Below are 23,796 nucleotides of genomic sequence, written 5' to 3'. Positions count from 1 at the left end.
AGCAAAATAGAGTTATAACTAGGTTTAAAACATAATAGATTTATTTAATATATAAGGAGATATTATGGTTTCAAAAGATAAAAAAGCTGAATTAGTTAAAAAATTCGGTAAAAATAATAAGGATACAGGTAATGTTTTAGTACAAATTGCAATCCTTACAGAAGATATTGAATTACTAAAACCACACTTTTCAAAAAATCCTAAGGACAATCACTCTCGTCGAGGGTTCTTAGCTAAAATTGCACAACGTAAAGTATTATTAAAACACCTTAAAGAAGCAAACTTAGAAGAATACAACAAAATTACCGACGCATTAAATATCCGTAAATAATTTATTAGTTAGGAGAATTACAATATGGCAAGAAGATGTCAATTATCAGGTGTTGGACCTTTATCAGGAAATACTCGTTCACATGCTATGAATGCTTCAAAAAGAAAATTCAATGTTAACTTACAAAGAGTAAGAGTAACAATTGATGGTAGAAGAATGACTTTACGTGTTAGTGCAAAAACCCTTAAAACCTTAAAAACCAAAGGTTTAGTATAATTAATAAACCAGCAAATTAACATTTGCTGGTTATTTTATAATTTATATTTGTGTAGTGCATTGGAACATTCATTTTTGTGAATTTTAAAATAAGAAAATTTTTTCAAAAAAAGTTACAAAAAAAAAAAAAAAAAAAGAAAGTATAATTTTAGTAGGTAGAAAATTATAGTTATTTTTTAAAACATAAATAACGATTATCAACTTAATAGCAATTAAATTGAAAGGATTTTTGAAAAAAGATTATGAAGAGAATAAATACAAAGAAATTATTGTTTTTTAGCGGTAGTTTAATAACAGTAGCAGGTGCAACTAGTGCAATTGTTTACTCTAACATGCAAAAACCAAAGGCCTTGCTTCCTTTAGTAGGTGCGTTAGGTATTACCCTTGGTATTGGGTGAATGTTTAATAATGGTTATAAATTATTCGAAAGAGAAGGACATAAACATGTTCAAAAGGAAATTGATATAAATACTGCAGACCTAAAAAACTATAAATCAGATTTTGAAACTGTGAAAGCAACAGCACATTTAAAGCTAGATTATAAATATACACCGACTAAAAGAGGCTTATTTTGGCAAGATTATGTGGATTGAAGTGCTAAAGCTGAGTCCTATATCGAATTACCAGGGAAAGTGTATGCTGAAATAAATGAGATAGATCAAAATTTATCTACTTGAATTGGTGGTATAGGTTCTCCAAGTATAGATGTAGTTATATCTCCAAAAAGTGGTGTAAATTTTGGACTTTCATTTGGTATAAACGGACATACAATTAATGAAGGTTTATCATTACAAAATGCCCAAAAATTAACATCATTTTCAGAAAATAAAGCATGAATATGATCATATTGAAGTTTTTATCAAAATTTAAGATCATCTTTTAAAATAAAGAATACGCTTTATACATTCATAACTAAAAATAACTAGGTATGGAGAAAAGAAAAAAGTGAAAGCTTTGGGCGGCTTTATTTTTACTTGGGACAATTTTTAGTGCGGGATTAACAATAACTATTATTTACCTGCCTTATATAAATAAGCATATTATAAGAAATAAATATATCAAATATCTTAATAACGATAATGAATTCAAAAATTATAATATAAACAATGATGAATTAGAAACTAAGATCCACAAAGAATTAGACAATAAAATTTATAAAACAAAAAATAATGAAATGTTGTATACGTATAATAGCACTAGTTTTGTACATTATGGCGTATATACTGACTATTTACAATATTTTTCATTGATACAAGATCAAGAGTCAATTGCTGATATACACAGTCAAATTAAATCACTGCCAGAATTATCAAGTGTTAGCCATAATAAATTAGGTGATTGGTTGATTTTGCAATTTTTATATAAAAATGATGTTGATATAAATATAATAAATCAATATTTACAAAGTTATTGGGACCCCAATCGCAAAATTATAAACATGGTTCCATATCAGTATTTAAATATGCATAGCGAAAAATCATTATACTCATCAAATGTCCACACATTATTACATATTAATAGTGCATATAGACTTAAAGGATATAATCTTAGTGATTTTTTTGATTTAAAACCTCTTGTTAAGAATGTAGTTAATAATTTTAATTTTAAATATCCAATTAATTCTGCTGCCAATAGTAGTAAGGTAAGGTCGCACGTCGTTGATGGGTTTTATTATTTAATGTATACCAATATGCTCCCTGAAAATGAGGCAAAAGAAATCCTTATGTCTCGAAAAGATGAACTAATAAAATGACATAACGATTTAAAAATGCATTATTTTCCCTTTGATGATGTGCAAACTGGTGTAGTAACTGCCGATAAAATTTTGCTTTACTATATTATGAAAAAATTCTTTAATATTCATGATATGGAATATTATGAATATATAAAAACTAATTGAAGATATCAATTATCTACAAGCCCACCAACATGATTTTATTATCTTAATCTTTTGATAGAAATCTTTGGCAAAGACTTTGTAATTAAAGATCAACAGTTTAAAAACATAATGAAAAATGACTATAACAAAGATCGGGAAAATAATTTTATAACTTCGCGTGAAGTTGAAAATAGTATTCAATATCTAACACAGTTTTATTTAATGTTTAAAGATAATCAAGATGTAAAAAGAGATTGAAGCGAATTTAAAAAAGCAATTGATCATACATATGATGAAATTTATGTTAGCTATCGGACAAATGACAATTTCCTTGATATTTATGCAATAGAATTGTATTGATATATTATTTTTTACAAAGGGTATGATCCTCAAGTAATTGAACATAAAAAATCTGAATTACAAAATTTATTTGCAAAGCTTTCTCGAAGAGGTATTAATGGTATTGAATGAATTCATCTTATCAAAGTTCAAGGTTATTTATATGAAAAAGAAAATACAAAAATAAGCGTACCGTATTTAATGCTTTATGAATATAGTGACAAAAAACAATTAATAGACAAAAAAATAACAAGTATTGAAGCATCTATGGAAATATTGTTTTTCAATAAAATTTTTAATGATATTGATATAATGACTATTAATTCATTAAATAAAAAGATCAATGATTTAATTAGTAATGATCCCAAAATATGATTAAATTCTGGAGAAATATATGCTATTTATCTATATTTTGTCGAGGATTTTAATACATATAATACAGAGATAAAAGTAGATCAAACTAAAGTAAAAAATTGATTATATTCATATTTAAATAACTATAAACATATTAACATACTCGGTTATTTTTACGCAAAGCAAATCTTAATGTTATTGGAGAAATATGATAAAAATAAATAATTTAACATTAATTGTAGGAAAAGAAAATAAGCAGGTGCTGCTAGAAGATGTAAACTTAACTATACCTAGTAATCAAATAACTGCAATTGTTGGTCCTTCAGGTGTAGGTAAAACAACTCTTTTGCACCAAATTGCAAATATTATAAAACCAACTAGCTCTAGCATCAAATACTATGATAAAAATCAGCAAGAAATAAATAGCCCTCATGTTGACTTAGTGTTTCAAGATTTTAACTTATTTGATAACCTTAATGTTATGGAAAATATTGAAGTTGGCAATGGATTAATGGGCCTTGGTGTTGATAAAGATCTTTTTGAAAAACAAGTTGAACAATTAAATATTAAAAATAACATCATTAACAGTGATGTTAAAACTATTTCAGGAGGTGAAAAACAAAGAGTTGCTATCTTAAGGGCTTTATCAAGGCAAGCAGATTTTATCTTACTTGATGAGCCTACAGGTAACTTAGATTTTGAAACTTCAGAATTAATCTTTGATACCATAAAACAATTATCGCATTCTAAAACAATTGTAATTGTAAGTCATAATTATGAATTAGTTGCAAAGTATGCAGATAAAATTGTCCGTATTCAAGATGCTAAATTAATAGTAGAAAAAGAAGCAACTGAATCAAATTCTAGTTTAATCGAACATAGTATTCAAAACAAATTATTAAAACCTAGTACTTTTACAAAGTTAAAACTTGCTACAAAGTTTGTAAAAAATGATTTAAAAACCAAAGATAGACAGGGAAGAAATATTCGGACAAAATCCGAATATTTTTAATATAAAGAAAAAGAGGTAGTTATGAGACATTTAAAGACTAAAGAATGAATTAAAATTTTTGACTTATACGATAAATACTTGAACCTGGGAATAACCAAAGCAGAATTTGAAAATTTCTGTTTTGACATCAGAAAAGCATACTGAAACAAAGAATCAATGAAAAATATGTTAAAGAAAAGAAAACTGTATAATTTAAATATGAACATAGAATCACAAAGCGGTAAATCACCCAAGAAAGATAAAGGTGTTGGGAGAAAGAAAAAGAAAGTTCTCGATTATACATGAATTAATACTCTTAAAGATGATGAAAAAGATGCAGTTATAAAATACTACTATCGAATTTTTAATGAAAATAATATTGATGCAGATATTAAAAATATTAAAGAAATTGAAAATCTTTCATCAAAATACAAGGCAAAAATTTTTTTAATAGCAAGATCCACATATTATGAGAAATTGAAAGATAACAACAAAGCTAAAGAGATAAATGTCAAACACAAAGAAATAATTTTTAAAAGTTTTGTCGAAAATAAAGAAAGGTATGGACGAAGGAGGCTTGCTAAATATATTTTCCAAGAATATAATATTCAAATAAATCCTAGAACCCTTGGGAATTATATGAAAAAACTTAATTTAAAAACATTTGTTAGACAAAAACGTAAAAACAAAGAATCTAAAAATACTTGTGTTAAAGTGCCTGATTTAGTAAAACGAGATTATAATTCAATCAACAATAATATATATGCAACAGACGTGACCTACATACCAGCACCAAAAGACATTGAGCAAAATCATATTTATTTATCCGCAATTATCGACCATAAAACTAAGTTTGTGACCTATGAATTATCACTTAGAAATGATACCGAACTAATTTTGAATAATATCAGTAATACAAAATTCAAAAAAATTTTATTTTACATTCTGACCACGGATCTGCTTATTCGTCGGTTGAATATACTAAAAAAATAGAATTGCTAAAAGGTAAAATATCAATGTCAAGAATTGGCAATAGTCTAGACAACCGTGAAATTGAATATTTCTTTTCAATTCTTAAAAGCGAGATTTTTCCAAATTTTGATCAAACCTGTAAAAAGCTTACTTTTATTGAATTATCACAAAAAATCAAAGAATTTATAAACTGATATAATTATAAAAGAATAAGATAAAAAAACCTTCCCAAAGCATTCCGTTTGGCTTAGCCAAATGGTATGGTTGGGGAAGGTAAAACCGTCCGAAAAAAATTTCCCAGTTTAGCCTTATAGTGTTTTTAATTTTGATTTTTTTGACCTTAATGATCAAAGAGTTTTATATCGTAAATATGTCCAAATCTCTAATAAAGAAGATTTTGATGATCTTATTATAAAAAGATATAAAGACTTAAATAATTTTAATAACACTGTTGCGTCTAATGAAGAAATACAAAAAACATTTGAAAAATTATATTTAAACAATCAGCCTATAGATCAGATCTTAGACCAAAATTATATTTATATAATAGACTCTAGTGGTTTTTCTGTTAATAATATTCATGAATTTGTTATCCCATTTAAAAACAAAGATTCACAAATTATTAATTTAATTCCATTTGTTTTGCCTCAAACACAACCACATGGATTAATATCAAGGAGAACTTGAGGAGTTTTCCTGATTCCTAAAGACAAAACAGTTAAATTTAATCAATTTCCATATGACAGATTATCAGATAGAAGGCAATCTATAATTAATTTTAAAAATAACCTTTTAAAATGATATCAAGATGAATACCAAAAGTTTTATAAAGAATCTTAATAATTTAGATTAAAAGACCTATTAAATAAATAATAGGTCTTTTTTGTATCAATTTTGAATTATTCTTTGTTATAAATCTATTTATAGACTTTTTTAGATTAATATTAAAATAAACACAATTATCTTATATAATATAAACAATTTTATATATTATAAATTTTGATATTAAAGGAGTTATTTATGGATTATAAAAAAACTTTAAACATGCCCCAAACTAATTTTGAAATGAGGGCTAATTTAACAAACAAAGAGGCTAGTTACCGAAATTTTTGATTAGAATCAAAAATTTACCAAAAAGCTATTTTAAAAAATAAAAATAATAAAAAATTTATTTTACATGATGGTCCACCATATGCAAATGGGGATATTCATATTGGCCATGCACTCAATAAGATTTTAAAAGATATTATCGTGCGTTATAAGACTTTAAAAGGATTTTATTCTCCTTTTGTACTTGGTTGAGATACTCATGGTTTACCTATTGAACATAAAATGCTAAGTGACGCTAATTTACAGCAAGAAGATTTGAATGTTTTAACATTGCGTAAACGAGCAGCACAATATGCAAGTGAACAAATTATTCGTCAAAAAGAGCAATTTAGTTTATTACAAATTTTTACCGACATGGATAAGATTTATGTAACGATGGATAAACAATATGAAGTCGCTCAACTAAAAGTGCTTAAGAAATTTGCATTAGATGGTTTAGTTTACAAAGCATTAAAACCAGTTTATTGATCACCAAGTTCACAAAGTGCATTGGCTGAATCTGAAGTTGAATATCATGATGTAGTATCTCCCTCAATATTTGTTGCTTTTAAAGTAAAAAGCTCAGATTTTTCAAATATTTTAGTTGATGATAATTTAATTATTTGGACAACAACTCCATGAACTTTAATTGCCAATGCTGCTGTTGCATTAGGTGAAAATATTGAATATGCAAGAGTTAAGGCAAATAATCAATATTATATTATTGCAAGTGAATTAGTTGGTAGTGTTGCTGGAACAATTGGCTGAGAAACTTATGAAGTAGTTACAAGGTTTTTAGGGAAAGAAATTAGCAATATTTCATATCAAACTCCAATTTTAAAACAAGCTGCACCAGTTGTGCTTGGGCACCATGTTACTACTGAGAGTGGTTCAGGTCTTGTTCATATTGCACCATTATTTGGGGAAGATGACTTTTTAATTGGAAAGCAAAATAATTTAAATATGATTATGCATATTTCAGATAAAGGTTATATTTATAACACAAATACCCAATTTGATGGTTTATTTTACGATGATGCTAATAAACAAATTTCGAAGTTTCTTGGTAACGCTTTATTAAATTTCAAACGCTTTAAACACTCATATCCACATGATTGAAGAACCCACAAACCAATTATTTTCCGTGGAACTCCGCAATGATTTGTCTCAATTGATAAAATTAGGAATAAGATTTTAGAGCAAATTGAAAATAATGTAATTACACATTCTCCGTGGGCTAAAAAGCGAATTGCGAAAATGATTGAAAATCGCAATGACTGAACTATTTCGCGTCAAAGATCATGAGGCGTTCCGTTAATTTTCTTTTATGACCAAAATGATAATCCAGTAATTAAAGAAGATATCTTTGATTATGTAATTGATTTAGTAGGTCAATATGGTACTGATGTTTGATGAGAAAAAACCACTGATGAATTATTGCCTGAGCAATACCGTAATTTAGGTTATAAAAAAGAAATGGATATTATGGATGTTTGATTTGATTCAGGAGTTTCATCAATTGCAACTGATATTGATGGAGGATTTTCACAAGCTCCATATAGTGTCTACTTAGAAGGGTCAGACCAGTACCGTGGGTGATTTAACTCATCTTTAATTAATTCAGTAGCTTATAATGGATTTAGTCCATATGTGAATTTAATCTCACATGGATTTACCCTTGACCAAAAAGGTGAAAAAATGTCTAAATCAAAAGGAAATACTATTTCGCCTTTAGAAGTGGTCTCAAAACGTGGAGCAGATATTTTAAGGTTATGAGTAGCAAATAGTGAATATACTAATGATGTCACAATTTCAGCCACCATTTTAGACCAAAATACTGAAATTTACCGTAAGATACGTAATACTATTAGGTTTTTACTTGGCAATTTACATAATTACCAATATGACCCAAATACTAAACGAAGTGGTATACATTTATTTATTAAAGAACAACTTAATGAATTAAAATATAATGTACAAAATGCATATGATCAATTTAAATTTATTAATGTAATTAAATTGGTTAATAATTATATCGTCGAATTATCAAGTTTTTATTTATCAGTTACTAAAGATATTTTATATGTACGTAAGTTTAATGATCCTGAGCGTTTAATGATTTTAGCAAATATGTTTGAAATTGCTGAATTCTTAATTGTCGCACTAGCACCAATTTTACCAACAACTGCCGAGGAAGCCTATAGTCATTTACCCAAAGCAACTAAAGAAGAATCAGTAATGCTTGAAAAGTTAGAAACAGTATCCCAAGGATCAGTTAATTATGAAATTTTAAAAAAATATCAAGGATTCTTTGAATTTAGGTCACAAGTAAATTTATTAATTGAAAATGAAATTAAAATGGGCAATGTTAAACGTTCTAATGAATTAGAACTTTGTTATGGTTTTGCTAAATATACTGCTTACCAAGATTTAGATTTTAAAACTTTACTTGGTGTTGGTAAACTAACTAACAGCAAAGAGTTAAAAGTACAAAAATTTGAATCTTTAAAATGTTTAAGATGTTGAAATCATTTTGAACCAAATACTATTAAAAATGATATATGTGAGAAATGTAATGAAGCACTTGAAACATAGATTAGATAAAAACCTTAGTTATATTAAGGCAAATAAATATAAAATTCTAGGTATATATTTAGTTTTATTTGTTTCGTTTTTAATCTTATTTTTGTTTGATCAATTGACTAAAACTTTATTATTTGAACATGGTTCTGTTATAAATGATGATAAAGTTTGAATTAATGATCGTTTATATGTTGTAACACATGATGGAAGCTTTGTATGAGCTGAAAGCATTTGACCAAATGACCCTGATCAATGACCAGTGTACGGATTTTTAGGAATCAGAAGTATTTGGCATGGAGGAGTTACATTAGTTAAGACAAGAAATCAATTTTTAATTCAAGGATTAAGTGTTGTCTTTTGCACCGTAGTCTTAATTAGCCCTTTAATTTGGCGCAATTTAGGCTATGGAGGAGGAATAATTTTAGGTAATATTTTAGCTGGAGTTGCTGGAAATATGATCGATCGCTTTATTTTTCAAACACATGTTAAAGATGTCTTTTACTTTACTTTTAGTGCTAATTCAGGAACTTTTAACATAGCTGATGTTGAGATAATGATGGGCATTATTAGTTTTGCAATTTACACTTTCTTCACTTCTCGTAAAAAAACTTATTCTAATATTCAACACTTAGTTGCCTAAGTTTCCTGGACCAAAGATGGTCCAGGTTTTTAAATATTTTAATACTTTATTTTTTTAAAAAATAAAGTAAAATATTCCCAATATGGACCAAAGCCAAGAAAAGCAAAAAAATATCTTATTTAGTTTTTTAAATAAAGATAGCCAGGCAAATAATTTAGAGCAAAAACTTGATAATTGTGCTAATAATGCTGAATTATTAAAATTTAAAATGGGGAAATACTTGCATAACTGCCAAAAAGGAAAATTATCTTTTAAAGAAATTGTCCAAAGATATTGATTTAGAATTTTTATGCTCTTTTGAGCAGCTCTTATATTTAATGGTGGAATTCAAGTATTCTTAAAACCTGCTGAAACAATTCCTTCAGGGGTAACTGGAATCCCCACTTTAATTCAATATATAGTACCGGCAACTGAACCTTATTTTGCTTTAATTTATTTAGCTTGTAATTTACCGCTATTTTTAATCTTTTTTAAAAAAGTAAAACTAAGTTTTATCCTCTTTACTTTTATTTTTATGTTATTTCAAATTTTAACTAACCTGATCTTTACTACTCCAGAAGTCTCAGAATGGTTTAAAGATAAAATTGTCTTAACTGAAAAATACTTACCATACACAAATTGAAGTAATTTAATTAATGCAATTATCGGAGCTTCATTAGTGGGCCTTGGAATTTCATTGGCTTGAAAATCTGGTGGATCAACAGGTGGGACTGATATTATTGGATATTATTTTTCAACTAAAGCTAAAAAAAGTATTGGTCAAGTATTATCAACTTTAGGCTTTGCGAGTGCCTTAGTTTTCTTAATTATTTTTGCATTTATTAAGCCAAATTATTTAAAAGAAGAACCTTTAACAATTCAGCAAATTATGGCTTTAAATTCTCAAGAATATGCACAATTACATGATTATAAAGGAATTAACCAAAATCTTGAAGCAGTAACTAAACAACATGAACTCATTACCAAAAATTATTATGAATCAAAGATTTATTTTGGTATGCGTGAAATTACTACTTTTATATATATTATTGTAGTAAATTTAGTAGTAAATTTACTATACCCGAAATATAAGAAAGTTTCATTAACTATTATTAGTTCAAATCCCGAGATTGTCATTGCATATTTTAAATTAATTAATTTTTGACATTCATATCGCATTGAAAAATATATCTCTGGTTATACAAATCAAGAAGGAACCAAAATCGTCACAGTGCTTTTAAGCTTAGAAGCAAATAATATTATTGCAGACTTAAAACAAATTGATCCTAAAATTTGAATCTCAGTTGAAAAAGTAACTCAGATCCAAGGGCTGTTTAGCACTGATTATGTTGAACAATAATTACTAAGACCTAATTGTGGTCTTATTTTTTTACTTTTTTAGTTTTGCATATAAAAATAATTTATCAATTAAACGGAAGGAGAAATAAGCATGAAATTAAGTAATTTAGAAAAATTAGATGAACAAGAACTTAAGCAAACTAATGCTGCTTTTAGTATTAGTGCCATAGTTTCCAGTATCCCAGTTTTAATGAATTCTTTAGCATCAATTTTAGGATTTTTTAAAGCTGCCTTTTCGATCGATGGCGAAGTAAAAGATAAATTAACAACCTTTAAATGAGACAATACGAAAAAACAAGATACCAACCAAACACCAAGCGGATTTAACTTTTTTTAATATAAAAAGTTGGTTATAAGGATAACCAACTTTTTCTTATACTAATTCTTCATTTAATAATGCTAATACTTCATCTTGTGTGCTTAAGTCTAAAGCACGATTTGCTAAATCTTTCATTTGTTCATAATTTAAATTATTAATTAAATCACGAGCACTTAAAACGCTGCTTGCACTCATTGAAAATTCATCAAGGCCTAAACCTACTAAAAGTGGGATAGCACGTTTATCACCAGCCATTTCACCACACATACCTGCTCATTTACCATTTTTATGAGCACCTTTAATTACATGACTAATTAAACGTAAAACTGATGGATTTAATGGTTGATATAAATAAGAAATATTTTCATTCATACGATCAGCTGCCATCGAGTATTGAATCAAATCATTTGTACCAATTGAAACAAAGTCGGCATGTTCACTAAATTTATCTGCTAAAATAGCTGCTGCAGGAGTTTCAATCATTAATCCAACTTCTATATCATAGATTGGCTTAATGTTTGGATATTGATCTTTTAATTCATTGTAACATTTTATAAATACATTTTTAGCAGCTAAAAATTCACTTACATTTGTAATCATTGGGAACATAATTGCAACTTTTCCAAATTCACTAGCACGAATTAAGGCACGTAATTGTGTTTTGAAAATATCTAAGTTTTGTAAACAAAATCTAATTGCACGGTAACCTAAAAATGGATTCATTTCTTCTGGGAATTTAAAGTATTTTAAGGTTTTATCGCCACCAATATCTAAAGTTCTAATAACAACTCTTTTACCTTTCATGCCCTCAACTACTGTTTTATAAGCATTAAATTGTTCTTCTTCAGTTGGTCAATTAGCATTATCCATATATAAAAATTCTGATCTAAATAATCCAATACCTTCAGCATCATTGTCAATAACACCAGGTAAGTCTTTTGGTGTACCGATATTAGCGGCTAATTCTACATGTTTACCATCAAGAGTTTTTGATTCTTGTCCCTTTAACTTTGTAAGCATTGCCAAATAATTTAAATATTTTTCTTTTGCAACCTGGAATTTTTGGGTTTGCTCTTCATTAGGATTTAAAATAACTTCTCCAGTTGCTCCATCTAAGGCGATTAAATCCCCATGCACTGCATGTTCCATAACACCTGCAGCTCCAACTACAGATGGAATTCCAAGGCTACGGGCCATAATAGCTGTATGCGATGTAGGTCCACCAATATTGGTTACAAATCCTTTAACAAATTCTTTGTTTAATTGTACTGTTTGTGATGGGCTTAGATCTTGAGCAACAATAACGACTTCCTCGTTAATATTAGCTAAATCAGGTTCTTCTAAGCCATTTAAAACGTATAAAAGTTTTTTAAGTACATCTTTGATATCAGCGGCCCTTTCACGCATATATTCATCATCCATCATTTCAAAAGTACTTGCAAAACTCGTGTAAAATTCTTTAACAGCATATTCTGCTGTTTCAGAATTATTTTTAATATTATTTTCAATTGTTTCAATAGCAAAAGGATCATTGACAAAGCCAATATGTGCTTCAAAGATTGCAGCATGTTCTGGGTCTTGTGCCAGTTTTTTAGTTTGCTCAATTTTTGCTACAACTTTTTCTCTTGCTTCTTGATATAAATTAAGTTCACCTTGTACATCATTAGTTTTTTGAGTAATTTCAACCGGTAATTCTTCGATTTTGAAGATTTTTGAAATTGCTACACCTTTTGATGCTCCGATACCTTTAATATTCATAATATACCTCTCATATATTTTTAATTTGCTTTAAATTCTATAATGTTATATTTTAATAGAAAATATTAATAATTAAATAGATTATACAAAGAAAAATAAAAAAAAGGTGGAATTGTTTCCATATTTTATTTTTCAAATATTAATTTAATTAATTCTTCTTTATTTAGGATTTTATATTCTCCTTCAGATAAATCATTAGGTAAACTTAAAAACCCAATTTTTGTTCGTTTTAAGTCTGTTACAGTATATCCAAATTTTGCAAACATCCGTTTTACTTGGTGAAATTTCCCTTCAGATATTTCCAAGTTTGCATGAAATTTATCTAAAAGAGTTAAGTAAGCTGGTAAAGTATAAAAATCTCCAAGGTTAAACCCTGCTTTGAAAATATTTATCAGTTCTTTATCTAAGGGTTTATCAACTGTTACAAAATACGTTTTCAATAAATCTTTTTTAGGGCTTGTCAACTTATGAGTTAAATTACCATCAGTAGTAATAATTAATAGGCCAGTAGTATCTAAATCAAGGCGGCCAATTGTATGAATATTATTAAGTGATTTTAAATGTTCAGGCAGTAAATCAAAGACAGTTTGATGCATTTTATCAAAATTTGCACAAATATAACCTTTAGGTTTATTTAAAATCAGATAAATTTCTTGATTATTTTTTATAATTACATCATTAACTATAATTTGATCTTGTAATGTAATTATTAAACCTGGATCTTTAATAATTACATTATTTACTTTAACTTTACCTTTATTTATTAATTTTTTTGCTTCATTTCGTGAATAATTAGTATTATGAGATATAAATTTATCAATCCTTTGTTTCATGTTTAAATTATAGTTCAATAAGTTAAAAATAACACTATTTGATAATAAAAAAAGTTATATGAAGATTTTATCTTTCATATAACTTTATAGTGAACCCATAAAATTGGACTAAAATTAATTTAAGGATTGATGCCTATATCCTAAAGGTGTCAGTCCTTTTAATTTTGTGATAATTCGTTTTTTGTTGTAATAATTTATATACTTGCGCATCGCTTTTTCTAAGTCTTCTAGAGTTTTGAATTCTTTTTCATGACCATAAAACATTTCGTTTTTCATGGTTCCAAAAAATATTTCAATAACACAATTATCATAGCAATTTCCCTTTCGCGACATACTTTGTTTAATACCTCTTTTACTTAATTTGTCACGATATTGTTTCATTTGATATTGCCATCCCTGGTCAGAATGTAAAATTAAACCATTAAGATTTTTATACTTTTTAAAAGCTTTATTTAGCATTTGATTCACTTGTTCAAAATTAGGACTTTTTGAAATTGTGTATGAAACAACTTCGCGGTTATGTACATCTATAATTGGTGATAAATATAGTTTTCCACTTGCTATTTTGAATTCAGAAACATCAGTGCTTCAAGTTTGATTCAATTTTGTAGTTTTGAAATTTCGCACATAATAAGTGTTATGATTCTTTTTGTCAACAATCCTTGTAAGGAGTAAGTTATTACAAATTTTTCCGATTTCACCTTTATATGATTTATATTTTGATTTTGGCTGTAAACCAAATAAATTAAGTAATTTCATCAATCTTTTAACCCTTTTATGGTTAATAATATAACCTCTACTTCTTAGTTCTAAACAAATTCTTCGATATCCATAACGGTATTTATTCTCATTAAAAATATTCGTTATTAACTGTTTTAAATCAAAATCTTTATCATTTTTTGAAAAACTTTGAACAATATAAAAGTATGTTGACTTTGCTAATTGGAAAAAGTCTAGCATTAATCTTAATTTATATTTATGCCTTGATTCAAATATTACTTTTGCTTTTTCTTGTTTGGTTGCTCTGTCCTTTGTTGAACCAAGGCTCTCAATTTTTTTAAGAGGTCTACCTCCATTTCAAGCTGGGCATTTCTTTCTTCGAGTTCTTTAATTCTAGATAATGTTTTATCTTGTTTTGGGTTATTGTTCTTTGGCATGGTCATTGGCATTTTACCTTTCTTTTTATTTATAAGACCATTATACCCAAATAATTTAAATTTTTTCACTCATGAATTAATTATTCCAGAATTAATTAATAGTTTTGCTTCCAAAGAGCGGATTGATTTGCCATTTAATACTTGCTTAACAATTTCTAATTTAAAACTAGGACTGAAGTTTCGTCGTTTATTTCTTTCTGTAAATATTTCTAATCCGTGGAGGTTGTACAAATGCTTTATAAACTGAATTGTACGCATATTTACATTAAAAATTTCGGCAATTTGTTTGCTACTCTTACCAGTTTTATATAGTTTTATAATCTTTAGTTTATCTTCTAATTTTAACTTCATAATAAAAACCCCCCTAAGTTTTACCAATTGATTTAGTCCAACTTGTGGGGTTCACTATACTTTTAACTACATTTTAATCATTATAATATTTCTTATATTCATTGTTATACCAATTATAGAGCTCAGCTTTAAATTTCTCTAAATAAGCAATTTCATCATCATTGTTTCTATCGACTTTTATGGTTTTAACTGTAATATCTTTATTTTTAGGAAAACTAAATACACCTCATGTTGTATGATAACTTAATGCAGCAGGTTCAACTCTAGGTATTACATCATCAATTATATTTAAAACTAGTGTGTTATTCTCTTCAAAAGGCACGATGTATCAATATGCAAAATTAGAAGTAGAATCTGTGATATAAATATCATTGTTTTTTAAAAATTCATACACGTCTTGATTTTTTAAATATACTTTTTGAAAATACTCTCTTATTTCAGTTTCATCAGTATGTACATCATTACGATTATTTAATTCTTGAAATCTTTTGATAATAATTTGATCAAAATCATCCTTGTTTTGGATTTTAATCCAATCATGGAATTTTTTACTTTCAGCAACAGGATCAAAGAACCCAAAATTAATTCTATTATAGTTACCATTCATAATTTTGTCAAAATTTTCGTCAGCTGTAGGAGGTATAAATCTAGCTCTAATTATAAATTTTGTAAATTTATCAAAAGCCTTCTTATAAATTTTTTCTATATCATCTTTAACTTTTTGTTTTCATGAAGCTTGAGGAGTTGTATATGTATATGTATTTGTGCACGAATAAACAGAGACTGGAATTAAAATTGATATTGAAAATAATGCTATTTTTTTAATTTTTGATAACATGTGTAACCGCTATTAAATCCTCTACAGAATTATTAAATGTATTTTTATTGTATTTTTTTATTCTATATCTATATTTACCTGGTGACTTAACTTTAAACTCAATAAGTTCATCATTAGTTTGAGCAGCACTAATTTTTGTAGTTGTTACTCAAGATCCGTTTGCATCCAAGTGTTCAAGATATAAATCATAATCAGTAAACAAATTTCCACCTTGGCGCTTTATTGTTTCATCTTTTTTCAGCCTTGTTTCATTAATATGTGATTTATTTCATTCGGCTTGTTCATAAGTTGGATTAAAAGCCTTAATGGAAGGAAATGCATAATTTCAATAACCTGGACTAAGTTCATTATTTTTTAACTGTCCAGCATTAAAAGTTCAGGAACTAGAAATTTTAATTGTTTGATTTCTTTCTAAATTCAACTCTTGACTTGTAAATATAAAACCAGTTTCTCGTGTAGGGTGGATTTTAATTGTTGAAGAGTTATTGGCAGCATTGAGCATTTCACTAAAGTCAACAGTTCCGGCCCCATATTTTTGTTCATAACCACTTGATTTATAAATTAAATCATCAAGTTGTGGGCTGACCGCAGAAGCTGATAATATTGCTTTTATAAGTGGGGTTTTAAATTCACTATCATTTATGTTTGGCTTCAGTGCGAGTAAACTAGATATAAGTCCTGTTACTACAGGTGCTGCATAACTTGTACCGTTCATATACATTAATTTCGGATCGTCATATTTAGAATCATAAAAAATATTATAAAACTTAGCAGGAGCAACTACTAATGGTTTTGCCAAATTACTGTAAGAATCTTCTAATTTATAATTACTATATTCAGCAATTACATTAGTTTTTCTAGTATAACTTGATGCAAAATCACGAAGTGCCCCAACCACTACAGAGTTAAAGGCAAGTGTTTTATTTGATATCAAGTGTTTTGAATGTTTAGCATCATTTCCTGCAGACATTACATTTATAACACCATATTTACGAGAAATATAATCAAGGAAATAAGCATTTTCTGTATATCCCATATAGTTTGCTCCATCCTTCTTTTTACCGATAGATGGTCCATAACTATGATTAATTACTCTTATACCATTATTTATCATTTTATTAATTGCTCGGTATCATTCATTATCGTTACTAAACGTGGATAAATGGACATGAGCATTTTTATCAATTCCAAAGCGACTTCCCAAAATCATAGAAACATTTGTTGAGTGATTTCTATATTTATAAGCATCCTCACCTACTCCGCTTGAGTTTAACTCATTTATGTTAATACCCTTATCGAAAAATTCCTTATATTTCTCATTAAATGATCCTTTCCACACTTCTAAGACACCAACTTTAATGGTAGGCTTGTTAGGAACATATATATCAGAACCACCCTTTACAATTCATAAATTTTTTTGGGCTGAATCGTGGAATTCTCTTAAATTTTTGCTAGGTGCTTGATTATTGTATGGGTATGCTCTACTGTAATAATCACTTTGATTATTTGTTCAATATAGATTAGGCTTAATTTCATTTTTGTACAATATGAATTTAAAAATCTCAGGCCAGTTCTTTATTTTTGCAACTAACTCTTTTCTATCTTGTTCATTATTAAAATACAGTCAAATAATTGGCATAATTGAACTAGTTTTTATGGACTTAAAAACCAATCCTGTATTAGTTATTTTTTCTTTAAAACTATTATTAAATTGTTTTATAAAATATTCATTTGCTGATTGAAAACCTGGATTTAATAACAATTTAAGTTCAAAGTTATTATCAATTGCTATTTCTTCTTCTAATCCATTATAATTTTGGGCACTTATAATTGATTGACCTCTAACTTCTAATTTATCATTAGCAACATTTTCATACCAATTAGTTATTTTTTGCTCAGAATTATACGGAGCAATTGCAAATAAAGTTGCTAATCCTGTTAATGTTGTAACTGGTCATATAACCAGTTTTTTCAATTTTAATTTAGTCATAATATCTCCTTAAATATTTATGTATTTACTTTAGCGAAAAACTTTAATATAAGCATTTTAATTAAAAGATAAAGTTTTTTTTGATTCGCTTATAATAATTATACCATATGTAATTTCTGGATTTAGTTAATTTAATAATATCTACTGAATACAAGAATTAATACTTGTTTATTAAAAAAATAACGTTAAATTAATTTGTCATATGCATATATAAATGTTATTTATTTTTTTGGTACATACATAAAAACAAAAAATAACATTTATTCATATGATTTTTGTTATTATTAATTTTAATGTATAATTTATATACTAAAGATATTGAACTTACACAACTAATAGGAGTATAATGAAGAAAAAAGTTATTGCTTTTTCAAGCGATCATGCAGCTTTTGCATTGAAAGAGCAGCTAAAAGAATATGTAGCATCACTAGGTTATGAAATTGTAGACTTAGGACCTTATACTGATGCTAATTCAGTAAGTTATGCTGAACAAGGTCATAAATTAGCCAATTACATTACTAAAGAACAACCAGATTTTGGGATTGCCATGTGTGGTACTGGGCTGGGCATCTCTTATGCTTTAAATCGTCATAAAGCAATTAGAGCAGCAAGAGTAGTATCATTAGAAGATGCTCACTTAGCAAAACAACATAACAATGCTAATGTGCTTGTATTTGGCGGGCGTCAAATATCATTTGATGAAGCAAAGGCTATGGTTGATGAATATATTAAAACAGAATTTGAAGGTGGCAGACACCAAGTTAGAATAGAACAATTAGACCAGGAGGTGTAAAATGGAAGACAAAAAAGAATTAAGGCCTGTTTGACATATCACAAAAGATAAAGAAAAAGATAAATGAAGAGTGTATCGTGAAGGAGCCGAAAGAGCGACTAGTTTATTCGATACACAAAAAGAAGCTATTCCTTATGCAAGAGAATTAGCTAAAAAACACAGTGGAACTTTTTATATTCACGGAGAAAATGGAAAAATCCGTGATGGTAAAGGTTACAAAGATAAATAATTTTATTTAGAAAACCAAGCCAATTTTACTTGGCTTGGTTTTTTCTAATTATTTTTTGTGGAGTTTGCTCAATTTCTTGTTTTGCTAATTCTAATTTTTGATTTAATAAATTAATAGCATGTCGCAAATTTTGTTTTAAAGTATTTAATTTAGCATCAAGGTTTTTAATATATAAATCAAATTTACCACGGCGCACAACTAATAAAAGTAGTTTGTTATAAAACTTATGTTGATTAGAAGGTTGTTTAGGATTAAAGTTGTGAGTTTCTAAATTTTGAATGGCTTTATTTAAATATTCCATTAATTGTTGCAAAGTCATATTATACGAGATTTTATATTCTGTATGAGCAATTTCTAGGTCTTTAATCCAACTAGATAATTTATTAATTTCATTAATAATTTTAGATTTATTATGGTTTAACTTCGTTATTTCATTAATAATTTCTGTGGTTTGCTGGCTATGCATATCCACATAATGTAATTTTAAAACATCATTTTTATTATAAGTTAAAATAACTGCTAAGATATGATCAATTTGTTTTTGTGTTAAGGGTTTAGATATTTTAAGGTTGCGAGCATAAAAACTATTTTGACAAGCAATGATTAAAGCGCCTAGGCATGCTGCAATTTTCCCTTTGCTATCATTATCTTGAAATTTAATGCGCTTGGTAAGTTTATTGGCTTGCATATTAATTATAGTTTGGAAATTATCGTCTTCAAATTCATTTAATGGAACTAATTTATCAAGTGAAATTGAGCGCCCTTTTGATAAGTCATTTGATTCAACATTAAAAAACTTTGTTAATAATTTTGATTCCAGCGAATTATTTCAAGAATAAAATTCAATTTGATTAAAATCTAGATTTTTAGTATGCAATAAAATTCTCAAATCTTTTAAAAATAATGTTTTTGCTTTTGTTCAAAAAATATCAAATGGTTTAAACTTTGCAATGGGTTTAAGATCAAAAGTTCGCGAGACTGTTTTTAATTTATTTTTTGAGTTTACGACACCAAGTGTATAACAAAAGGGCAAGTCAAGCTTTTGATCTTGTAATTCTTTAAAATATACATAATTTAAGGGAGTTAAATAATTAAAAGTAATAGCTTCAAAATCAATGTAAATTTTAGTTTTCATCTTTTAAACTATATTTATGATATTCTAAAGATTTATTGATTAACTCTTGCTCTAAATCTAGAAGTTGATTAAGTTCTTGTTCTAATAATTTTGCAACTGCAAGAGACGGCTTAGTTACAGGCTCTTTAGGTGCAAATAATTCACAAGTTTCGTTAGCTTGAATAATTGATATTTGGTATGTATTAATATCTTTAGCAATTTCAATAATTTCATTTTTATCAAATGTTAATAAAGGACGTAAGATTGGTAAGGTAGTTACTGAGCCAATCACATGCATTGATTCTAAGGTTTGCGAGGCAACTTGTCCTAAGTTTTCGCCGTTTGAAATACCTGATATTTTATTTTTTAAAGCTATTTGCTCTGCAATTCTGTAAAAACTGCGGCGCATTAAAGTTATTTTATATGATTCTTTTGACACAAATGCAATATAATTCATCAAATGAGAATAATTTGCAATAATCAAATTACTCGTAATTTGATATTTATTTAAGGTTTTAACTATGTTGTGAATTTTATCTAATGTTAATTGATCAGTTTGTGGCGGAGTCATAAAGCTTAAAAAATCAACTTTTAAACCTCGCTTCATTAATTGCCAAGCTGCAACTGGGGAATCAAAGCCTCCTGATAATAAATGTAAGATTTTACCTGATGAACCTACAGGCAGCCCCCCTAGTCCTTTGATATAATTGCTAAACATATATGAGGCTTTTTGTCTTACTTCTAAATAAAAAATTTGATCAGGATCATGTACATCCACTTTTAAATCATAATTTTTTAATAAATATGATCCTAAATTATGATTTAACTCATTTGAAGTATATTCAAAAGCTTTATAATTACGCCTTGCGGCTATTTTAAATGTTTTAGTATTTTTATTTAATATGACATTTAATGATTGTTTAAATTTATCTAAATTATTTTCAAGAACTAAAACTGGTGAATAAGAACTTATTCCAAAGACATATTTTAAATTTTCTAAATTTTCTTTGGAATAAGTTACATACATGCGGTCAAATTCTACTTCTGGTGCCTCGCCTAAGATATGTTTTATATTATTTGCTAAATAATTAATAAAAGTTTTACGATTTTTCTTTTTTAAGACTAATTCTCCATAGCGAATTAAGATTTTTTGATACATATTACCTCCTTATAATATATGATAAAAATAGTCAACATGTTGACTATTTAGAATGTTTGGGTCCTTGTTGTGAGATTTCTCTTTTTAAATCTCAATCAATACGGTATAAATAATCGTCAATTGCTTCAGCAAGTCCGGCTTGTTCTACGCTTGATGTATAATATTTAGCATATTGCATACTTTCGGGATCTGTATTTTCCATTGCATATGAATATCCAGCCATTTGGAACATTGAAATATCATTTTGACTATCCCCAATTGCCATTGCATCGCTAACATCTAAATTAAAAATCTTTTCACAAAATCATTTAAGACCTGAACCTTTTGAAATACCTAATTTAGTTATTTCAATATGTCTTGCTAATAAAACAATGTTAAGGTTAATTTTTTGCTCTAATGCTTTATCATAAAATGCTTTTAATAATTTAGGATCACCATAAATTTCAATTTTATGCAAATCATCAGGAATTAAACCATCTTCAATCCATGCTTCATATTCACAAAAATCTGTAAAGAATTGTTTTTGCTCTTTAGTTGCATCTTTTAAGAAAAATCTTTCTGTCCCAAAATAATACAATGGTAAGTTAAATTCTTTAGCTAAAGATCATATTTTTTGAGCCTCATTATGATCAATATATTCAATATTTAAAATTTCTTGATTTAAATTATCATATAAAAATGCACCATTAGAAAAAGATATATATCTTGCACCCAAGGTTTTTGCAAGTTTTTTAATTTTTGGGTATGGCCCATTTCCTGTGCTAATTACAAAATTAACACCTTTTTGAACTATTTCATTAACTTTTAATTTATTTTTTTCAGGTAAGATTTTTGATGGAAATGGATAAATTGTTCCATCAACATCACTAAAAATTGCTGCTTTTCTCATATTAATTATTATTATAAACCATATATATTTTATTTGTTTGCAAATAACTAAAATAATTTACATTATAAAAAATATTATTAATTGGAAATGTCACATGCAAGTTTTTTGCATGTGACATTGTTTTTGTCTGCCTTGTAATAAAATAGTTGTATTAATAATTTTTAAAAAATGAAAGGAGACTTTAAAATTATATGAAAAATTTAGAAAAATATATTTGTGTTTTTGACAAATATCGAAAAGAAAATAAATATCAACATTTTAAAATCGAAGAGAATTACAACACTATCTTGAAAATGCAAGGAGCACTTGGGACACAACGAAAATTAAGATTAGACCAAATCGATCTAGAGCAACTTTATAATATTTTACAAGAACTTTCTGAAGGCTTCTCAATCCAAGAAGTAGCCAAAATTTTTAACAGAGACATTCGAAGTATAAAAAGTAAAATTGAAATTATTACAAATCGCAGACCACTTAGTTTAGATAAACAAAATCGCTATGTGTGTCCTAAGTGCTTAAAAAGAGTAATGCGTGTTAAAACCCTTAATTTTGCAAAGCTATATGAACATTTATTAGGTTATTCATTTTCGAGACTCTTTTTTGTAAGTGATGCAATTAAAGAGAAATGAAAGACCTACAGAAAATATTGGTATAGTGAGCTTAATACATACAATAAAAATAGAAATAAAAAGAATTTGCAGCAAAAAGAAGTTAAGAAATCAGTTACCTATCTTGTGAATTCTTTTAAAAAATTATCCCCTGATGAATTTGCTCCCTCACCTAGTACAATTTATAAAATAATTAAAAAATACCCTTATTTCCTTGAATTTGACCACATTGTTAAAAAATCTGAAGGCAAATATGGCATAAGGAACAAGAAGCAAACCAAACCTAAAACATTAAAATATGCAACAGAAATTTCAAAACGTCCAGCTTATATTAATGATCGCTCTGAACATGGTCATTTTGAATTAGACACCGTTATTGGTAAAATCAATGATACCTATTGTATTGTGACGATAATTGAACGGCAAACCAGAATGTCTTATGCTATGCTCTCAAAACGCAACTCCAAAGCTATCAAACAAACTCTTGTCAAACTAATCAAGAAACACAACTTAGACATTAAAACTTTAACAGTTGATAATGGTAGTGAGAATGTCTTATTGCACCAGGTTATTCCAACTGAAAGATTATTTAAATGCCAACCATATAGTTCATGACAAAAAGGTTCAATAGAAAATATGCACCGCTTAATTAGGTATTACATTCCCAAAGGAAAAAGCTTAGACAAATACTCTCAGCAAGAAATTGATTATATGATGGAAAAAATAAATAACTATCGACAACTTGTAAGACAAAATAAGATAACTTAAAAATTTTTTTAATCCCCCGCCTTTGATTGCAATCAAAGGGGCTTACTTTTGGCAAAAGTAAGCAAAACCGACGAGAAAACACTGCCGTGTTTTCTGTTTTCTCATACATTTTTTATGTAAAATTTATGTTAAAATTAAAAGACAATTATTTTGTTAATACCTCGCATGTGACTTTTCCAAAAAACATTATAAAAAATATTAAATAACTTTGATATTTTTATATTTTGTAATATAATAATCAAAACAAGGTATAAAGAA

At 27.3% G+C, this 23,796-nt stretch carries 23 protein-coding genes; 14 read left to right on the top strand and 9 right to left on the bottom strand.

The features are described from left to right. Positions 1-64: 64 nt before the first annotated feature. The 11 genes from rpsO (at position 65) to AC0B4S_RS03665 (ending at position 11,069) form a co-directional block, all read left to right on the top strand. The gene (gene rpsO, locus AC0B4S_RS03715; RefSeq protein WP_465101752.1) at positions 65-331 is read left to right on the top strand and encodes a 30S ribosomal protein S15; all 267 of its coding nucleotides are present in this window, start codon (positions 65-67) and stop codon (positions 329-331) included. Between the two features lie 24 nt (positions 332-355). Then, entirely contained in the window at positions 356-547 is a 192-nt protein-coding gene (rpmB, locus tag AC0B4S_RS03710; protein ID WP_465101751.1) for a 50S ribosomal protein L28, read from the top strand. A 242-nt stretch (positions 548-789) separates the two neighbouring features. Continuing rightward, the gene (locus AC0B4S_RS03705; RefSeq protein ID WP_465101750.1) at positions 790-1,473 is read left to right on the top strand and encodes a hypothetical protein; all 684 of its coding nucleotides are present in this window, start codon (positions 790-792) and stop codon (positions 1,471-1,473) included. A 2-nt stretch (positions 1,474-1,475) separates the two neighbouring features. Beyond that, entirely contained in the window at positions 1,476-3,344 is a 1,869-nt protein-coding gene (locus tag AC0B4S_RS03700; RefSeq protein WP_465101749.1) for a hypothetical protein, read from the top strand. Further along, positions 3,328-4,131: an ABC transporter ATP-binding protein gene (locus AC0B4S_RS03695; RefSeq protein WP_465101748.1), complete on the top strand. Its 804-nt coding sequence runs from the start codon at positions 3,328-3,330 to the stop codon at positions 4,129-4,131. Before AC0B4S_RS03700 ends, AC0B4S_RS03695 begins: the two co-directional genes overlap by 17 nt. A 21-nt stretch (positions 4,132-4,152) precedes the next feature. After that, entirely contained in the window at positions 4,153-5,103 is a 951-nt protein-coding gene (locus tag AC0B4S_RS03690; protein WP_465101747.1) for an IS3 family transposase, read from the top strand. Between the two features lie 2 nt (positions 5,104-5,105). Next, a complete protein-coding gene (locus AC0B4S_RS03685; protein ID WP_465101746.1) occupies positions 5,106-5,300 on the top strand; it encodes an IS3 family transposase in 195 nt (64 codons plus the stop codon). An 802-nt stretch (positions 5,301-6,102) separates the two neighbouring features. Beyond that, positions 6,103-8,766 carry an isoleucine--tRNA ligase gene (gene ileS / locus AC0B4S_RS03680; protein WP_465101745.1) on the top strand — a complete coding sequence of 888 codons (2,664 nt, stop codon included), beginning with the start codon at positions 6,103-6,105 and terminating at the stop codon, positions 8,764-8,766. Continuing rightward, positions 8,756-9,394 carry a signal peptidase II gene (locus AC0B4S_RS03675; RefSeq protein WP_465101744.1) on the top strand — a complete coding sequence of 213 codons (639 nt, stop codon included), beginning with the start codon at positions 8,756-8,758 and terminating at the stop codon, positions 9,392-9,394. The genes ileS and AC0B4S_RS03675 overlap by 11 nt, the downstream gene beginning before the upstream one ends. 82 nt (positions 9,395-9,476) lie before the next feature. Next, positions 9,477-10,733 (top strand): YitT family protein, encoded by a 1,257-nt coding sequence (locus tag AC0B4S_RS03670; RefSeq protein ID WP_465101743.1) that lies wholly within the window; start codon positions 9,477-9,479, stop codon positions 10,731-10,733. 90 nt (positions 10,734-10,823) lie between these two features. After that, positions 10,824-11,069, top strand: a complete 246-nt coding sequence (locus tag AC0B4S_RS03665) for a hypothetical protein (protein ID WP_465101742.1) — start codon at positions 10,824-10,826, stop codon at positions 11,067-11,069. 36 nt (positions 11,070-11,105) lie between these two features. Here the strand turns inward: AC0B4S_RS03665 and ptsP are convergent, their stop codons facing one another. The 6 genes from ptsP to AC0B4S_RS03635 all read right to left on the bottom strand — a co-directional run bounded on the left by ptsP (position 11,106) and on the right by AC0B4S_RS03635 (position 17,978). Beyond that, a complete protein-coding gene (ptsP, locus tag AC0B4S_RS03660) occupies positions 11,106-12,809 on the bottom strand; it encodes a phosphoenolpyruvate--protein phosphotransferase (protein WP_465101741.1) in 1,704 nt (567 codons plus the stop codon). 125 nt (positions 12,810-12,934) lie between these two features. Next, positions 12,935-13,642 (bottom strand): pseudouridine synthase, encoded by a 708-nt coding sequence (locus AC0B4S_RS03655; protein WP_465101740.1) that lies wholly within the window; start codon positions 13,640-13,642, stop codon positions 12,935-12,937. Positions 13,643-13,756: 114 nt separating this feature from the next. Beyond that, a complete protein-coding gene (locus AC0B4S_RS03650; RefSeq protein WP_465101886.1) occupies positions 13,757-14,695 on the bottom strand; it encodes an IS3 family transposase in 939 nt (312 codons plus the stop codon). Then, positions 14,638-15,150 carry a transposase gene (locus AC0B4S_RS03645; protein ID WP_465101739.1) on the bottom strand — a complete coding sequence of 171 codons (513 nt, stop codon included), beginning with the start codon at positions 15,148-15,150 and terminating at the stop codon, positions 14,638-14,640. Before AC0B4S_RS03645 ends, AC0B4S_RS03650 begins: the two co-directional genes overlap by 58 nt. A gap of 73 nt (positions 15,151-15,223) precedes the next feature. Continuing rightward, complete coding sequence (locus AC0B4S_RS03640) at positions 15,224-15,988, bottom strand: hypothetical protein (protein ID WP_465101738.1); 765 nt, start codon at positions 15,986-15,988, stop codon at positions 15,224-15,226. Continuing rightward, positions 15,972-17,978, bottom strand: coding sequence for a S8 family serine peptidase (locus tag AC0B4S_RS03635; protein WP_465101737.1), 2,007 nt, complete (start codon positions 17,976-17,978; stop codon positions 15,972-15,974). Before AC0B4S_RS03635 ends, AC0B4S_RS03640 begins: the two co-directional genes overlap by 17 nt. Before the next feature lie 346 nt (positions 17,979-18,324). Between AC0B4S_RS03635 and AC0B4S_RS03630 the strand changes: the two genes are divergently transcribed. Further along, entirely contained in the window at positions 18,325-18,771 is a 447-nt protein-coding gene (locus AC0B4S_RS03630; protein ID WP_465101736.1) for an RpiB/LacA/LacB family sugar-phosphate isomerase, read from the top strand. Between the two features lies 1 nt (position 18,772). Further along, positions 18,773-19,000, top strand: coding sequence for a DUF2188 domain-containing protein (locus AC0B4S_RS03625; RefSeq protein WP_465101735.1), 228 nt, complete (start codon positions 18,773-18,775; stop codon positions 18,998-19,000). A gap of 25 nt (positions 19,001-19,025) precedes the next feature. On the opposite strand, the gene AC0B4S_RS03620 is transcribed toward AC0B4S_RS03625, so the two are convergent. From AC0B4S_RS03620 to AC0B4S_RS03610, 3 genes are read right to left on the bottom strand one after another with little or no spacing between them, the layout of a single operon-like run. Beyond that, the gene (locus AC0B4S_RS03620) at positions 19,026-20,135 is read right to left on the bottom strand and encodes a hypothetical protein (RefSeq protein ID WP_465101734.1); all 1,110 of its coding nucleotides are present in this window, start codon (positions 20,133-20,135) and stop codon (positions 19,026-19,028) included. Next, complete coding sequence (gene thiI, locus AC0B4S_RS03615) at positions 20,125-21,273, bottom strand: tRNA uracil 4-sulfurtransferase ThiI (RefSeq protein ID WP_465101733.1); 1,149 nt, start codon at positions 21,271-21,273, stop codon at positions 20,125-20,127. Before thiI ends, AC0B4S_RS03620 begins: the two co-directional genes overlap by 11 nt. A gap of 43 nt (positions 21,274-21,316) precedes the next feature. After that, the gene (locus AC0B4S_RS03610) at positions 21,317-22,162 is read right to left on the bottom strand and encodes a Cof-type HAD-IIB family hydrolase (protein WP_465101732.1); all 846 of its coding nucleotides are present in this window, start codon (positions 22,160-22,162) and stop codon (positions 21,317-21,319) included. Between the two features lie 191 nt (positions 22,163-22,353). Between AC0B4S_RS03610 and AC0B4S_RS03605 the strand changes: the two genes are divergently transcribed. Then, positions 22,354-23,538: an IS30 family transposase gene (locus AC0B4S_RS03605; RefSeq protein WP_465101731.1), complete on the top strand. Its 1,185-nt coding sequence runs from the start codon at positions 22,354-22,356 to the stop codon at positions 23,536-23,538. Positions 23,539-23,796 lie beyond the last annotated feature (258 nt).

The sequence above is a fragment of the Mycoplasma sp. 6934 genome, from assembly GCF_055523595.1.
This window is presented reverse-complemented; position numbering and strand designations above follow the sequence as displayed.